This is a genomic window from Pectobacterium sp. PL64 (assembly GCF_022477975.1).
GTDB classification, from domain to species: domain Bacteria; phylum Pseudomonadota; class Gammaproteobacteria; order Enterobacterales; family Enterobacteriaceae; genus Pectobacterium; species Pectobacterium jejuense.
The window spans coordinates 2398133-2412613 of sequence record NZ_CP092070.1 but is presented as its reverse complement, the minus strand read 5'-3'; the positions used below and the strand labels follow the sequence as shown (position 1 = coordinate 2412613).

Below are 14481 nucleotides of genomic sequence, written 5' to 3'. Positions count from 1 at the left end.
GCCCTTGTTGGAGCCTTTTGATATAGCGCTGTTTGTCTGTGCCATCGAGTATCAATGCGGTAGGGGGGAATTCTTTTTGTGTTGGGAAATGGATGGTTATATGAAGGTCTTGTGTCTCAGAGGTGTCAATGGGGCTTCGCGTGGCTCTAACGATCATGCTTCTGATAAAAATAAATAATGTATGGGGTAATGAGGCAGAGTGCTTCATGGTAAAAGATATTTTCAGATAAGATGTATGGGAAATGGATGTTACATGGTTATTGAGCAGTGGAAGGACGAACGTGAAACTTTATGAAAACGTGGTGATTGGTAATTTTCTTTATGGATTGGGTGTTTCCATAGGAGGACGTCTTAAATCCGGATACCTTCCGAGTGCTGTCAGTTTGTTGCAGCAGACTCCGGAAGATAAGGCGCTAGGTGATGTTCTGCTCGATTTTCCAGGCACGTTACGTCTTATCGAGTTCAAAGCACAGGGGAACTACTCTAAAAAAGAACTCTCTCGGTACAAGAATCTGTTACCGGCTATAGAAGGTTCGCCGGAAATGCTGAGTATCTCTCGCAGAGTTCACTGGTATGTGGAAACGGCACCCTCTGCTCTGAAAGGTGTTGAAGCATTCTTTTCTCCTTATCTTGATGTATTCGAGACAGAAAAACCTGCGAAACAGCCATTTGCTCTGGAGAGGTTCATTGAATCCGTGGCGGATGACGCGGTTTCGTCGAAGAACGATGAGCGGGATGCATTGGAGAAAGACTATCTGAAGCTTGTGCGCTGGTTTCAGGGCGCGGGGGAAACCGGTGCGGGTGCGCTGATTGTGATTGTGGGTTCTGGTGGTGGCATAGAATTTGTTGCGCTGGAGGATTTGATGGCGCTGAACATGTCCTATCAAAAATGGATGGCGTATAGGCAATATCAGGAATTGAAGATGGAAAAAGCATTGGAAACGGGGCTTAAGAAAAAAGAGCTGCAAAAGGAGCTAGGACGGAGCTATGGGAGATAACATGGATAGACGCCTGACAGATCATGATGTCCAGTTGTTCTTTGACGCGGCTAAAAAGTTGAGGGAGGCAGCGGAGTGCGATGGTGAGAAAGCCAGGGAAGCAACGGCGACTTTGGAATCTTTTGTTAAAAGTATGAGCATCCACCTTCAAACTTTGGAAAAAGGTGTTTCCCACAAGATAGCTGATTCAGCGGAAACAACTGCCAACCGGGCTGCGGAGCTACTGAGTGCCAAGTTTCGGCAGGCAAATGATGCAGCTAAAATAGCAACAGAGCAGTACCAGGAAGCGGCAGAAAATCTCAAATTTAAGAACTGGCTTTATATTCTGGGTCCACAGATTGTAATGATGCTGATTTTTATCGCATCTATTTTATTTTTGGTGCCTTCGTTAGACGAGATTCAGCAACGCCGAACAGAACTGTCATCTCTTAATGAGCAGATCAAAAATTCCCGTCTAACATGGACCACGTGCGACGGCGACAAAAAATGTTTCCGGACTGATGAGCGTGGGCATGGTGGGAAGCTCTACACAAACGAACGAGATGGCAGTACCTGGCGTATTCCTTGGACAGAGTAATTCCATTCAAAAGCCATTCTTGAAACTGCCCGCTGCCGAGTGTTTTTCTCCCCCCCGAAAAACTAGATATTTGATGTATGGTATTTCTGCTCTAAGCTAAGTAGACAAGGCGATTTCTATAACCACATCGCGTATCAATCGCTGTAAGGTGGGCTTTCGGTACAAACAGGTGATGCAGGCAAATGATGACCATGAATAGCACGAGCCATAACAGTATTGCAGAACGCTTTGGCCGTTGGCTTGGCAAAGGCTGGCGTGGCTATGTGCGTTGTGAGCAACAGATATCATGCTGGCTTGTCGATCAGGGAATGTCTGCGAAGGGTGTGTTTACTCTGCTGTGGATTATCAAACTGGCTCTTCTGGGACTATTGCTTTATGTGGCATTCTGGTTGGCTCTCTTGCTTATTTTTGTTGTCGCTGCTGCCCCGATGGCTAATGCTGCTGGGTTCGGCGATGAGCCTCCAAAGCCAGAGTGGCGTAACGGCCCTGCAGGATTCGGGCTGTATACCTACGATGGCTTTCGTATTGATCCGCATATTGACGACGATTAAAAGAGCTTATTTTTTCGATACGGATTTAAGTGCCATGCCACCCCCTTTGCCTCCTGCTGTTTTGACATCACTGGTCGCTCCCGCAAGCCCTTGAAGAACATTGCCGGCGCGGATGCCTGCCCAAGCCAACGCCATGATCCAGAATGTGGGTAGTACAATGAACATCGAGCCCATAACGAAGTTCAGCAACATGTCGCCGAAGGTATTGTGCATGCCTACAAGCGGATCAACATTGTTATGCGGCCGATTCCAGCCCCATCCCCATCCGTAAAGCGCATCGAGGATCGTACTGTCGAGCCAGCGTGCAAGCTGGAACCAGAAATCCACAAAGAACAGCGCAAATTGCACGATGCTGAGCGTGACAACGGTCTTCAGGTCGTAGGTGCCGACCAGGAGCACCAGAGGGATACAGATCACCAGCGCCATCTTCAGTAGTGCAAGCACCATCGGCAGTGCCTGGCGTACGACGTCCAATGCCGGGAATGCGGCGATCCCTCCAATGGTCATGCCGATGTCTCCTGCAGCACGTGTGACGATATTCGGTAAGGTTTTGTCGATTTGACCGCCATAGTCTGTGTAGACATTGCCTTGGTTGAGTTTTTGCTGGCGGGGAGAAGCAAGCGCCCTGATGACGGAGTCATCTACCTCTGCTCGGCTGATGAATCCCGCCCAGTTGGCGATGCGACTGAGTAGACTGGGATCGACCTGTGCCAGCAGGCGTGCGCGTAAACCGTTGCCACCATCACTCCACCACTGTCGGCAACTTGGGTAGCCCGCACCGCTTGGCACCTGAGCCAGTCCAGCGTCACGATTGCTGTCGTAAGCCCAGCCCTCACGTGGTGTCTTGGCGCGGTAGGTGTCATAGAAGCCGCCGGTGCTGACAAAATAGGTCGAGCCGATCCAGGTCACGTCGTGCATTTGTGCTTCATCAAGATCAGGACGGCTCATGAACAGTTTGGCGCGTGCAGGGCCGTAGCAGTCGTGGGTAAAGTCTGCGACTTCCTGAGCCAGTAGGGGATCATCAATACGGGTGGCATTGATCTCCATCCACATTTGTCGCAGGTCGGTGCCGCATGGGATAGTCGCCACCGAGGCACCCGTGATCGCGCGTGAGAGCGCATGCATGAAGGCCCACCATATTGGCACTTTTGCACTCTGGTTGTTGAGGGTGCTGAAGGATTGCGACCAGCCCGTGTCTTCGGGCTGGGGCACGCTGATCTGGCACTGTGCCGAACGCGCCTGATCGTACCTGAGTGTGTTGAGGTCAACATCAATGAACGGAATACCGGCGAACATCACCACCACGATCGCCACCCAGACCCGGTTTTCAATGCGCATTGAAGACAGTACGCCCTTGTTGCCTTCGTCGGCACCCTCGGTACGGGATCTCAGCCACTCGTCGATGATGATGGCCACGAAGGGGAGGACGAACACACCGCTGGAAACCAGTACAGCCCAAATGCCGTTGTGGACGACCCAGCTCACCAGAGTCAGGTAATACTCCAGATAATCGGTGGTGAAAAGCGTCATGGTCATATTCCCCTATACGTCCTGTACCAACAGGCTGAATTCCAGCACCAGTAATGCGGCTATACCGGAAATCTCGGCACGAATGAGCCTGCGCCGGGCGTCGGAGCTGGTATTGCGCAGGAGCAGGCGGCGGCGCATCCACAGCCAGCCATAAACGGTGGCACCGTACAGGCACACGCGCCACAACAGGAAATAGCTGGCCGCATCGGCCAGCCAGTGTTCCCAGCCAGCGATGCTGCCAGCAAAGTAGATGCCCAGAACGTTGGCTGTGACGGTGATGATCAGCAACACCACCGTCCACAGGAGGACTCTGACGGTACGCCAATGGAACAGACGGTGTGATCGTAACCAGGCAAAACTCATGGTGTGCCTCCGGGGTTGGGGCGCTGCAACTGGTCAAGACGGTTAGGTACGGGATCGCCTTCATAAATGCCGCGTGAGCCGGCTGCGCGTGCGCTGTGGCGCTGGATGATGGCCATCGGCGAGTTGTTGGCAAGTTCGCGGCGCAGTTCAAGCTCGGTTTTGAGATTGAGGATCTCGCGGTCAAGCCTGTTGCTTTCCTGATCGACGGCGGCAACTGCCAATTGGTTGGCGGCGACGTTTGGCTCTTTCCTGCCGGTCAGCAGCGTACGTTGCAGCAGCAGGGCTTTTTCCAGTACCGATGCCAGCGCGACTTCGGAGGCCAGACGTCGGGGTAGGATGTCTTGATCAGGTTCGTCACGCAGTGCCTCGATCACGCCACGGGTGATGGGCAGTGAGGCACTGCCCGCTTCGCGAAGGTTCTCGAACGTGGTATTGCGGGTTCCCCTGACCAGTTCCTGCAGGGCTTCCAGCTTGGTGTCGTATTCGTCCTGGATGATTGGGGTCAGCCCGACGCCTGGTACGGTCTCGGTCTTGGTGCAGCCTTCGCAGGTGCGTTGTTCCTGTTCGCCCAGCACACGCGTGGCAAAGTCGATGGCTTGTTGGGGGGATGCCCACGTCTGGCAGGACAGGCTTTGGCAATTTGCCGGATCGATGGGGGTAGTGTCGGTTACCCCACGGCCATTGACCAGGTTGTAGCCTGCACGGGTTACGTCACCCGACGACCTTGATTGAGCGCTGACCTGCACCACCGGCATTGCTGCCACCCACCCACGGTATGCCGTCGTTGCCCCGGTTGTTTTCGGCCTGTTCAATGGCTGACACGGCGTCGCTGCTGCTGACCGCCTGACGCAGCGCCATGCCTTCGGCGATCTGGCTCCAGCCGAGCTGGCCGCCTGCGGTGTCTGCCATTTTTTCAGCCATCGCTCGGCAGGTGAGTTTGGAGCGATCAAAGTCGAGTCGTGCTTGCAGAACGCCATTGGTCAGCAGGTTATAGAGGCCCGGATCGGCCCGCTGGATGATCAGTGCGGGCAACGAGGCGACGGCGCTGGTGGCGTTCTGGATCACGTTGCCCATGATGTTCTGAAAGCCGTTGGTCAGCCCATTGAGCTGATTCTGTATTGTGGTACTGATGTTCATGTCACCGCAGATCAGGTTGCTGTTCCAGCCCACGCCGACACCAATCGAGCGCATTCCGGCCGCACCGCTCATTGATACGGCGTTACCGCCGCCGATGGAGTACATCACTTCATCACCAATGACGGCTCCGCTGTTCTGGAAGCCTCCGTCCTGTGCCAGAGCCAGGCCACTGCTCAGCGTCAGTGCAGCAACCCATAGCGTGTGTTGCCACTGGCGCGGTGCAAGAATTGAAAATGCTTTCGGGTCGAGACGTTTCATCATCATGTCCTCAGTTGAAATCCACGCTGCCGAGAAAGGTCTGGCCGCGTCGCTGGCAGCAGCTATAGGGTCGCCAGAGTGCCCAGGCATAGTTGTCTTGCTGTGCCTGAGTGCGTGTTCCGTTGTGTGGGAAGACCGTGCAGGAATAGGAGGGGCGAGGAGCCAATTCTTGCCATTTGCCGGTTGCAGCATCGCTTTCCATCAGTGCGCCTGCCGGCCAGTAACCGTCGCGTGCATTGGCGAGCAGGGGTTGGTATACGTGCAGTTGCCCTCGGCGGGTCACGATATCGCCTACCCGCTGGGCGACCACGGCGCTGGCCTTGTAGCTGTCCACCTGGTGCAGGAAACCGCCGCGCGGATAGACGTTGCCCCACAGGTTCAGTGCGGTGCGTGCGCCGATCTCGCGCATACCGGGGATCAGTGCCTCGGGGTACACCGATTCAGGGATGTTGTAGCGCCATGCGATGGTATCGAGTGTGCTCAACAGGTACGGCATGAAGGCGGTGCCAGCACCGTCGCAGATGGTGCCTGATGATGATGCAAACTGACTGAACACCTGGCCGCCGGGATGGCCGCTCACGTCTGCGTTACGGAACCTGGATAGGTTGTTCTCGCTGCCATGGTTGCTGGTGCCGTCACCACCGCTCCGGGCCGTGGTGTTGGTTTGGCTCATGGCGCGTACTTCAAGCCATGGATTCTCACCAGTGTTGCCGTAGCTCGACACCACGGCGTCGGGGACGTAGTGCCTGACTTTGACGGAGGTACGAACCGTACATCCGAATTTGGTACAAAGCAGCCAGTAGCAGATCCCGGTGACCCGGTATTCCAGGCAATCAGGGGATAATGATGAGGAGATGATGGCAGCGGTGTTGAGGGAAAACGAGGAACTGGCTGCCGTGAGCAAAACGGTGGCAAGGCTGACGCGCAGACGGTGGGGGAGTCTCATGGCTGAGCCTTCCTGTATGTGTTGATACGCGCCACTGCTTTGGCGACGTCAGGTTCGCCATAAACCACATAGCGTTGAGCGACAATGACGGCCGGAAGGGTGGTAATGCCCAAGCTCCAGGCATTGACAACATCCTGATAGGCTTCGTTGATGCGTTGCTGCAGAGCTGTGCCGCCTTCTTTCAGGCGTTGTTGCACGATGATGGCAGCGCGGACGGGGTCTTGGGGGAGGTTGGCTGCTAGCTCAGCTTCGATGCGGGAGGGGCGGTCCAGCTCGATGAGCTGGGTATTGCCCAGGTTTTGCATCGGGTGTCGAGTGTCAGTGACGGCCAGAACCTCTGTGGCCTGTGCTGGTGAAGCCAGCAACACAATGAGAAAGCCAGCGGCAATCGTATGCCGCCAGAGGGAAGAGGTGAGAGCGGGAGACAGCATATCGGAGCACCACGAAATTGATCATGGCGGTAGTCCACTCCAATCTGCGTCAGGAAACGACAAACAATCGGGAAGAGCTGATCTCCGGTTTTAGGGAAGAATAAGCAAAAAGGCATCGAGTTGTCCTAAAGGGACCATTCGATGCCATGAAGAACAGGATGGTCAAAGTAGCCCCATTTCAGCAAAGGAAAAGGGCCGCCCCTGACCGACAATGACATGATCCAACATGCGCACGTCAACAGCGTCCAGTACTCCTTTCAGGCGGGAAGTAATGAACTTGTCTGCATTACTGGGTTCAGTGAGTCCTGATGGATGATTATGTGCGAAGATGATAGCTGCGGCATTGTGCGCCAGTGCTCTGGATAACACGACACGGGGATACACTGACGTGCTGTTTACCGTACCCTTGAACAACTCTTCATAGGCGATGACTCTGTTTTGGTTATCCATAAACAGTGCGGAGAAGACCTCGTTAGGCTCCTGTGCCAGTCTGGTACGAAGAAAATCCATAGTGGCAGCCGAGTTTTGTAGTGTCTGGCCGCCACGGAACATCCTACGTTCCACGATTTCCATAGCGCGGGCGATAATCCAGTCTTCGTGCTGAGCGTCCAGTATGTTGAATAATCTGGCGCTGTTTTTGAGAACAACAGATGTAGACATTATTTGCCTCCTTGAACAAATGGAGGTGCCGTTCCTGGAGGACGGTTCCCCCAATGTGATGGAAAGTGCATCCTCCGCCTGAAACTGGCGGATATCCGCGTAATTGATGCGAAGCGGAACGGGATACAGTCAGCACGGCGGGTGTCGTGCCGTAGCCTCGAAGACTGTTGGCTACCTGGGCTTGTTGCTGGCGACACCAGCAGACAATTCAGGGGGCGTTAAGTATTCGTGGTGTGGATAGCAGATGTTGTTTTCATTGAAGTTCCCGGCTGAATGTTGTGCATATTGATGCTTGAGTTGAACATGAACAGGTAGCTGAGTAGAGCAACAATCCGAAACCGTTGAAATCCTTTATCAGGCGATGCTGAGTGCTCCGCTGATCACCTCTGCACAAGGGGCGTGATACCACGCGCATGATCAATCATTTCGGCCACTTTGAACGCGGCATCCAGCTCGCCAATCCCGAACTGCTGCATTAGTTGGTAGCGTTCGGCTTTTTCCTCGGGCTCGGTCTGTGCCAGGGCGAGATAGAGGCTGGGCGGTACGGCACGAAATAGCACTTCCAGGTTCTTGGAGAGGATGACACCTTCGGTGAATTTGCCGGATTCTTTCCGGGCTGACAACATCAGTGCCTTCTGCGCGGGTGTCAGTTCCCTGAATCGCGCGATTTTCTCGACTTCGTCGGGCGGCATCGACAGGCAAATCCACCACTCGATCATGTTGAGCATCGGTTCTGCGGCCTTTGGCAGATCGTCGATGTTCTGCGTTGCGAGCCAGAACCATGCCCCAAGTTTGCGCCACATTTTCGTGACCTTCACGACGTAGGGCGAGAGCAAGGGGTTTTTGGTGATGATATGGCCTTCGTCCGTCACGTTGAGGATAGGGCGGCCCTGGAACTGGTCGCGCTCGGCGATGTTGTTGACGGTATTGATCAGCGAGATGTAGGCGATCGACAGTTGTGCGTTGTAGCCTTCGCGTGCATAGGTCGCCAGGTCGACCAGGGTGAGATCGGCCTCGGGCCAGGGGGTGCCGTCGCGGTCGAACATTTCACCATCGCTGCCCTGGCAGAACATATCCATTGCGTCGGCCATCTCCAGCAGGCGAGCGCGCCGGATTTCCGGCAACGTCGTGTCATGACCACGCTCACGTAGCGCATCGCGCACATCGCGGGTCAGCACGGTACGGTTGGTTGTTACGCAGTGCTGGGCGGCATCCAGAATGCATTGGCGGATCAACGAGCGATCGGCGCGGGTCATGCGGGCTTCTTCCTTGTCTTCACCCCCCGTGATCATTAAACGTGCGGTGATCTCCAGTTCGCCCAGCACATCACGTTGTTCGTCGGCCTCGGTTTCCTTGCTCTGTGGCTCGTCATCCAATTCATCGGCATCGAGTGTTTGTACATCACTGGGCGTCTCAATGAGTCGACGGGCGTCGGCGAACGGTGCGAGACTTACGCCTGCACCCGGAGCGAGCTTGACACGGTTGACAGTCAGCCCCAAACGTCGGGCGAACTCGCAGAAAAGCCCGAAGGAATTGCCAGCCTCCACAATGAAGATCCGTGGACGATAGATAGCTGTGACCTGATTGAGCAGGTTGTTGAGGGTGGCGCTCTTGCCCGACCCCGTAGGGCCGAACAGGAAAAGGTGCGCGTTCATCTGCCGATCCAGGCGGTTGAAGGGGTCGAATGTGATCAGGCTTCCACCGCGATTGAATACAGTGATCCCCGGGTGACCCGTACCCCGGCTACGTCCCCAGGTCGGTGAGAGGTTGGCCACATGCTGGGCGAACATCAGTTGTGTGTACCACTGTTTGCGGTCCTGTGCCGGGTTGTACATACACGGTAGCCATCGCAGATAGGTGTTGAGCGGTGCGACTTCATCTTCTTCGCGTACCGGCTGCAGGCCTGCGCCCAGCATCACGTTGGCCAGTTGCAGCCCTCGGCTGTCGAGTTCTTCTTCATCCTTGCCACGCAGGTAAAAGGCCAGGCTGGCACGGTATAGTTTGTGGGCGCTGCCGATCAGTGAGCGCGCCTCTTGCACATCCGCCAGGGTTTGTTCGGAGGCCAGCGTTTCGCCAACGGCTTTCTTTGCCAGATGATTCAGGTGTGCTTCGAGTACGTCCTGTGGTGCGGCAACCAGTGTCAGGCACATCATCGTGTCTTCCGGCATCTGGTCGAATAAGGTGTTGATGGCGTCGCCTTTGCGATTCTCGCCTGTCATATGACCTACACTGGGCGGTGTGCGCAGGCGGTCGGTCGTCATCACCCGATGCGGCATGCCGTCAAAGTGCCACTCGCCCCTGGCCGTATCTGAACGTGGCTGGCCGAAGAACAGCCTCTGGCTGAAATCGCACCCGGAGGCCAGCTCGATTTCGTCGAGGTCGTGGGTGTCCGGGTAGGCGGTCAATTGGTAGAAGCGTTCGCGGTCTTCGGCGCTGGGGCCCAGCAGCGTGGGATGTGGGTTGAACCAGCGCAGCAGCCAGTTGTGGATGTGCGGTGCGTCCAGACGCTGTGCGCGGATACCTGCGTTGGCCAGACCACCGCTCAGGCGATCACAAACCACGTTCAAAGCCTGTTCGGGCATCAGACCACGTCGCGTCGTGCTGCCTGCGGTGCGGCGATAGACGACCATGCGTACCCGTCGAGTTTGCCCTCGCCAGGGCAGGCGCGTGACCGTCGTATCCTCGAACAGGCCTCCCTGCTTTGCTACTGCGCGCAGGTGATGGGCCATCGAATGCAGATAGAATTCGGTAAAGCGTGAACGCTGCGCACGTGGCTGGATGTAGCCCTTGAGGGTCTGCAGATACTGATCAAAGTTGGTCTCGTCCTGAGCGTAGAGTTGCAGTACCCAGGGATTGTCGTCGAGCTCGTCGAAGCTGTCCTGCAGCGCGTTTTCCAGCGCATCTCGTGCCTGGGCCAGCCAGACCGGCTCACGGCCTTCTGTACCCAGCGGGGTCAGTTCAAAGAAGGCGGCGACTGAGATACCATCCTCCAGCAGCATACTTTGTGATTCGGGCAAATATTCGACCCAGGGCAGCAACGCGACAAACGATGGGGCCACCTCGTACAAGGCCTTCTCATCCGTTTGCGTGGCGGGGCGGTTCCCCCTCACGCTGGCACCGGGTTCGGGAATGCCAGTTTGCCGCAATGTATCGGTGTGGCGCTGCCAGCCGTCCGGCTGTTCGCCTTTGGTCGGCACAGTGGGCTTGCGCCAGGGAAGCGACCAGACCATCAGTAGTCCTCCGTACGTTCGCCCGGCATTGCGTATTGCACACGCTGGTAGAGGGGGAAGATAGTGGTGTAACCCGGTACCGGAACCGGGTCCGTCCCCGCCAGATGCGGGAACACGTACATCAGCAGGTCGGGGTTGGGCAATCGCTGAAACTGGCTGCGTACTTCATTGTCGGCGGTACGCGTGTAGTGTTCCTGTTCTGCAGGAGCAGCTTGCCCATCCGCATGGCTGAGTGGACGGCGCAGGCTCTGACGGGCATCAAGCAGTTGGCGATAGGCCATCTGTCCCACTCGACCTCCATTGCTGCTCTCTTGCTGCCAGATGTCCTGCATGGTGCGACCCCCGTGGGGTAACAAGTCTTCCTTGCTCGTGGCGCAGCCGGTCAATACGGTCACTGATAGCATGATTGTCAGCGGTTTAGTCCAGTTCGAGCGCATGGCTTTCTCCAATACGATGGTCGACCTTGCGGCCTTCGGTGTCGTAGTCAATGGCGAGCGGTTTTTCGAGGTGAACGGCGACGTGTGCGCCTGGCTTCACATAGACTGCTGCGAAGGCCTGTCCATAGAGCTTGTTGACCCAGTCCGACATGTCGCGTACGCCGCCGGCGAGAATGCGGCCCACAGCCTCGTTGCTGCTGATGCCCACGGTGCCGAGGGAGCCGTCGGCACCGGCGTAGGACATCTGACCGCTGTCCGAATCGATGAGGGATGCCGCGCCTGCGCCTGCTGCGGTGATCAAAGCCTGTGTACCGAGATACTGCTGGGCATTGCTGCGGCGCTCGCCGGACACACACGGGATACCGTAGGGATCACTGATCCACCCGAGACCGTTCTGGTCATTGCTTTGCTGATTACTGCGTTCGCTGTCTTCCGGAATTGTGCGGATGGTGCCGTCGTGGAAAACGAAGGTGATTGAGCGTACCTGTCCCCTGACGCATGAGAGCGTCCAGTCGCCGGACGCGGTGCCACTGAACACAGCGCCAGCCACATCGGGGATATCGATGCCGTTGGCCGTCAGATTGTCGGGGCCGACCAAGACTTTGAAGGGGTAGGGGTCATTGACGGTGCCATCGATCGGTACGCGGCCAATCAAGGCTGTCATCACGACTGAACCCATCAGTGTTGAATTGGTGGGGACGGTGTAAACGGCTTTGGCGGGGTTGGTTCCGGTCGCGTTTGTGCGGGTACTGGTGACGCTTTCGACCGTGGTGTCCAGCGTCTTCTGGGCGGGCCCGAAACGTGTCGGAAAGTTCAGCGCAGTGTTGCCATGACGGCCATCAGTTTGTCTGGCATCGTCAGGCTCTACCCAGCGGATCGTGGTCTCGTCGCTGAATCCTTCAGCATCCCCGTCTCGCAGGCCAAGGCCGACTGGCAGGTCGCCGTGACCGGCGTTGCCGATACTGTCCAGCCGCCGTTGCAAATCTGCCAGCAGGCCCTCAGTTTGTTGGCGCTCGTTGTTGAGTTGCTCCTGGTCGCGGCGAAGGCTGGCCCGCTCGGATTCCAGTGTGGTACTGATACGCTGGTCAATGGCACTTTCACGTTGACGCAGACGCTGGTTTTCTTCTCGTTGTGCCCGGTTGTCGGTGGCGGCGGTTTGTAGCTCAGTGCGTAATTGCCGAACCTGGGCCACCAGCGTCGCGACAGTATCGCGTGGGGTGTCACCTTCGATGCCCAATGCCTTCATTTCCTCCGGGGTGAGCTGGCTGCCCGTTTCTGCCGTGGCAGGGGACTGTGTGCCGCCACCAGAGAACAGGCGGATGCCAACGAACAGGACCAGCAGTGCGACTGGGATCATCAGCCATTTCAACAGACCGTTACTGCGCATGATGTACCTCCGTTGTTGGGGGCGTGGTGGCAGGCAAGTGAATGGCAGGATCAAAGCGCTGGATGGCGGGCAGTAGCGACTGCGGCAGTCCGTGCTTGCGGGTAACCAGATACAGCACCGTGGTGTCTTCGGGGGAGCCGCGTGGGCCGAGCGCCGTATGCTGGAAAGTGGCGGTGAGGAAATCACCTTGTAGTGCGCGTGGATCGAGTTCAATCCAGCCATTGCCTGTATGGGTCAGTCGCACGGCAGTGACCCACTGATCTTCCAATCGCCATGAGGCCAGCGCTTTTGCCTCGACAGGCAGTGTCGGCAGCAGCGTATCCAGTGGCAGGTCGCGGCGCAGGCTGATGCGCATTATGCCGGGTACAGGCTCTAGGGTGCGTAATGGCGCGTACAGGCTTTGTGCGGCGTAACGTGTGAGTACCACGGCCACAGGCGTTTCACGTTGCGCCGGTCTGGCCTGATCTGTCGTGGAGGGGCGGGTTGCGTTGTCTGGCGGCTGACCATAGCGGGGTGGGGTTGCATGACCTTCAACGATGCGTATCGGCTCAAGTGCTGGCTCGCCGTCTTTGGCTGGTGTGGCCGCAATGTCGAGCAGGATCAGCGCACCGCTGTCGGCGTCCTGCAACTGCAATCGGGTGGGTTCGATAGGCTCGCTGGCACGCAGGTAGATGGCTCCACCTGCGCTCTGTACACGCAGACGGTCACCGATGCTGGCCGGGACGCCGACACGGACATTGCGATCTACGAACACAATGCGTTCCTGCCCAACAGAAAGTGGCACTGCAAGTGGCAGCCGCTCCCAGCGCAGGATTTCCACGGCATGGAGCGCAGGAGTCTGTACCAAGGCCATCAGCCCCAGCCAGATGAGACAGAGACGACGATGTTTCATGGGGTTTCTCCTTGTGTGCCCAGGCCGCCGCGACTGGGGGCTTCCTGTGCCGGGGCTGCGATGCGCTGCGGGGCACCGTCATAGCAGTCCAGCATGAGGCCGAACGGGTTACGGGCTGGATCGATATCTGCACGCGTGACTTTCACTGGATAGCGCACCAGAGCGCGTTTGACCTGCTCCGGGCCGTGGTACTCGTCGGCGCTGAGGTCGAGTGTGACGACCCAATCACGATCAGAGACCACGCGTACCCGTGCTGTAGGGTTATCGCCATAGCCGCGACCGGGAATTTCGTAGACGCCGCGTACACGTTGCCGCAGTTCGCCCGTGCTGCGGCGATAGTCGTAATCTGCCTGCAAAAAGGCACGGCATGCCGGGGTGAAATACGGTGATAACGCATGGAGGTTGCGCGTGTAGTCCTCTTCTCCGTTAGTCGGCCAGCGGTTGAGTTGCTGGAACACATAGAAGGTGAAGGCGTAGACCGATTCGGGAGGCACTTCCCACCAGGCCCGGGAACTCCCCGAACGCAGATCGGGGGGGACATGGATCGTCAGATCGCGCGGTGCGCTCCACCAACCGGCACCCATGACCAGCGCCACCAGCAGTAATGCGCTGGCACCGATGCGAAGGGTCTTGATGTGCGCTTGTAGATTCGTGACTTCGTTCTTGAATCGGCTCATCGTATCGCCCTCCGGTTTGACCAGAAACCCGAGCGTGTGATGAGTCGGTACCCACCGACCCAGCCAGTGAGCAGCGGGTAGCGAGTCGTGATGTGCCATTGCAACTGACGGTACAGCCAGGTATCAGGACGGCCCCGTTTCTGTCGTCTCAAGAAGCCACCACCGATGAACACGCCGCAGGCGATGCCCAGCACAATGCAGGTCGGTGCCAGAGCAATGGTTGAAAGCAACCAGGACAGCGGCACGCCGATGATCAGCCCGGCGCTACCGGACAGGCCGCAGCAGATCCACAACTCATCAGCCGTCAGGCCGCGTACCACCACCGGATGTCGATTAAGCCGATGTGGCAGGAACGTGATGGTGCCGTCCGTACGGACATGTGGAGGCTCTGACATGCCCAGTCCCTC

14 protein-coding genes and 1 pseudogene are annotated in these 14481 nt (G+C 57.1%); 3 read left to right on the top strand and 12 right to left on the bottom strand.

Translation table 11 applies throughout. The annotated features are described in order from the left end of the window. The first annotated feature begins 281 nt into the window (after positions 1-281). From HP572_RS10685 to HP572_RS10675, 3 genes are all read left to right on the top strand, one after another. Positions 282-998: a hypothetical protein gene (locus HP572_RS10685; protein ID WP_005967010.1), complete on the top strand. Its 717-nt coding sequence runs from the start codon at positions 282-284 to the stop codon at positions 996-998. Position 999: 1 nt separating this feature from the next. Continuing rightward, positions 1000-1575, top strand: coding sequence for a hypothetical protein (locus tag HP572_RS10680; RefSeq protein ID WP_152413512.1), 576 nt, complete (start codon positions 1000-1002; stop codon positions 1573-1575). Between the two features lie 191 nt (positions 1576-1766). Next, positions 1767-2126: a DUF3742 family protein gene (locus HP572_RS10675; protein WP_371745329.1), complete on the top strand. Its 360-nt coding sequence runs from the start codon at positions 1767-1769 to the stop codon at positions 2124-2126. A gap of 6 nt (positions 2127-2132) precedes the next feature. Here the strand turns inward: HP572_RS10675 and HP572_RS10670 are convergent, their stop codons facing one another. The 12 genes and pseudogenes from HP572_RS10670 to HP572_RS10615 form a co-directional block, all read right to left on the bottom strand. Then, complete coding sequence (locus HP572_RS10670) at positions 2133-3656, bottom strand: conjugal transfer protein TraG N-terminal domain-containing protein (protein WP_240585602.1); 1524 nt, start codon at positions 3654-3656, stop codon at positions 2133-2135. Positions 3657-3668: 12 nt separating this feature from the next. Continuing rightward, a complete protein-coding gene (locus HP572_RS10665; RefSeq protein WP_240585601.1) occupies positions 3669-4019 on the bottom strand; it encodes a hypothetical protein in 351 nt (116 codons plus the stop codon). Further along, positions 4016-5414 (bottom strand): annotated as a pseudogene (locus tag HP572_RS10660) (integrating conjugative element protein). The gene HP572_RS10665 and the pseudogene HP572_RS10660 overlap by 4 nt, the downstream one beginning before the upstream one ends. Positions 5415-5424: 10 nt before the next feature. Continuing rightward, the gene (locus HP572_RS10655; RefSeq protein ID WP_240585600.1) at positions 5425-6360 is read right to left on the bottom strand and encodes a TIGR03756 family integrating conjugative element protein; all 936 of its coding nucleotides are present in this window, start codon (positions 6358-6360) and stop codon (positions 5425-5427) included. After that, a complete protein-coding gene (locus tag HP572_RS10650) occupies positions 6357-6791 on the bottom strand; it encodes a TIGR03757 family integrating conjugative element protein (protein ID WP_005966996.1) in 435 nt (144 codons plus the stop codon). The genes HP572_RS10655 and HP572_RS10650 overlap by 4 nt, the downstream gene beginning before the upstream one ends. A 162-nt stretch (positions 6792-6953) precedes the next feature. Continuing rightward, a complete protein-coding gene (radC, locus tag HP572_RS10645) occupies positions 6954-7451 on the bottom strand; it encodes a DNA repair protein RadC (RefSeq protein ID WP_005966994.1) in 498 nt (165 codons plus the stop codon). A 380-nt stretch (positions 7452-7831) separates the two neighbouring features. Continuing rightward, complete coding sequence (locus HP572_RS10640) at positions 7832-10681, bottom strand: conjugative transfer ATPase (protein ID WP_240585599.1); 2850 nt, start codon at positions 10679-10681, stop codon at positions 7832-7834. After that, on the bottom strand, positions 10681-11118 hold the full coding sequence (locus tag HP572_RS10635; protein ID WP_240585598.1) for a TIGR03751 family conjugal transfer lipoprotein: 438 nt from the start codon (positions 11116-11118) through the stop codon (positions 10681-10683). The genes HP572_RS10640 and HP572_RS10635 overlap by 1 nt, the downstream gene beginning before the upstream one ends. After that, positions 11099-12505 (bottom strand): TIGR03752 family integrating conjugative element protein, encoded by a 1407-nt coding sequence (locus HP572_RS10630; protein ID WP_240585597.1) that lies wholly within the window; start codon positions 12503-12505, stop codon positions 11099-11101. The genes HP572_RS10635 and HP572_RS10630 overlap by 20 nt, the downstream gene beginning before the upstream one ends. After that, the gene (locus HP572_RS10625; protein ID WP_240585596.1) at positions 12495-13397 is read right to left on the bottom strand and encodes a TIGR03749 family integrating conjugative element protein; all 903 of its coding nucleotides are present in this window, start codon (positions 13395-13397) and stop codon (positions 12495-12497) included. Before HP572_RS10625 ends, HP572_RS10630 begins: the two co-directional genes overlap by 11 nt. Beyond that, positions 13394-14074: a PFL_4703 family integrating conjugative element protein gene (locus HP572_RS10620; RefSeq protein ID WP_240585595.1), complete on the bottom strand. Its 681-nt coding sequence runs from the start codon at positions 14072-14074 to the stop codon at positions 13394-13396. Before HP572_RS10620 ends, HP572_RS10625 begins: the two co-directional genes overlap by 4 nt. After that, entirely contained in the window at positions 14071-14469 is a 399-nt protein-coding gene (locus tag HP572_RS10615; protein WP_240585594.1) for a TIGR03750 family conjugal transfer protein, read from the bottom strand. The genes HP572_RS10620 and HP572_RS10615 overlap by 4 nt, the downstream gene beginning before the upstream one ends. Between the last annotated feature and the right edge of the window lie 12 nt (positions 14470-14481).

What these genes read in the sequence shown, in the direction of transcription:
- HP572_RS10680 (WP_152413512.1), top strand. Translation starts at nt 1,000, where the DNA reads ATGGATAGACGCCTGACAGATCATGATGTCCAGTTGTTCTTTGACGCG.
- HP572_RS10675 (WP_371745329.1), top strand. Translation starts at nt 1,767, where the DNA reads ATGAATAGCACGAGCCATAACAGTATTGCAGAACGCTTTGGCCGTTGG.
- HP572_RS10670 (WP_240585602.1), bottom strand. Translation starts at nt 3,656, where the DNA reads ATGACGCTTTTCACCACCGATTATCTGGAGTATTACCTGACTCTGGTG.
- HP572_RS10665 (WP_240585601.1), bottom strand. Translation starts at nt 4,019, where the DNA reads ATGAGTTTTGCCTGGTTACGATCACACCGTCTGTTCCATTGGCGTACC.
- HP572_RS10655 (WP_240585600.1), bottom strand. Translation starts at nt 6,360, where the DNA reads ATGAGACTCCCCCACCGTCTGCGCGTCAGCCTTGCCACCGTTTTGCTC.
- HP572_RS10650 (WP_005966996.1), bottom strand. Translation starts at nt 6,791, where the DNA reads ATGCTGTCTCCCGCTCTCACCTCTTCCCTCTGGCGGCATACGATTGCC.
- radC (WP_005966994.1), bottom strand. Translation starts at nt 7,451, where the DNA reads ATGTCTACATCTGTTGTTCTCAAAAACAGCGCCAGATTATTCAACATA.
- HP572_RS10640 (WP_240585599.1), bottom strand. Translation starts at nt 10,681, where the DNA reads ATGGTCTGGTCGCTTCCCTGGCGCAAGCCCACTGTGCCGACCAAAGGC.
- HP572_RS10635 (WP_240585598.1), bottom strand. Translation starts at nt 11,118, where the DNA reads ATGCGCTCGAACTGGACTAAACCGCTGACAATCATGCTATCAGTGACC.
- HP572_RS10630 (WP_240585597.1), bottom strand. Translation starts at nt 12,505, where the DNA reads ATGCGCAGTAACGGTCTGTTGAAATGGCTGATGATCCCAGTCGCACTG.
- HP572_RS10625 (WP_240585596.1), bottom strand. Translation starts at nt 13,397, where the DNA reads ATGAAACATCGTCGTCTCTGTCTCATCTGGCTGGGGCTGATGGCCTTG.
- HP572_RS10620 (WP_240585595.1), bottom strand. Translation starts at nt 14,074, where the DNA reads ATGAGCCGATTCAAGAACGAAGTCACGAATCTACAAGCGCACATCAAG.
- HP572_RS10615 (WP_240585594.1), bottom strand. Translation starts at nt 14,469, where the DNA reads ATGTCAGAGCCTCCACATGTCCGTACGGACGGCACCATCACGTTCCTG.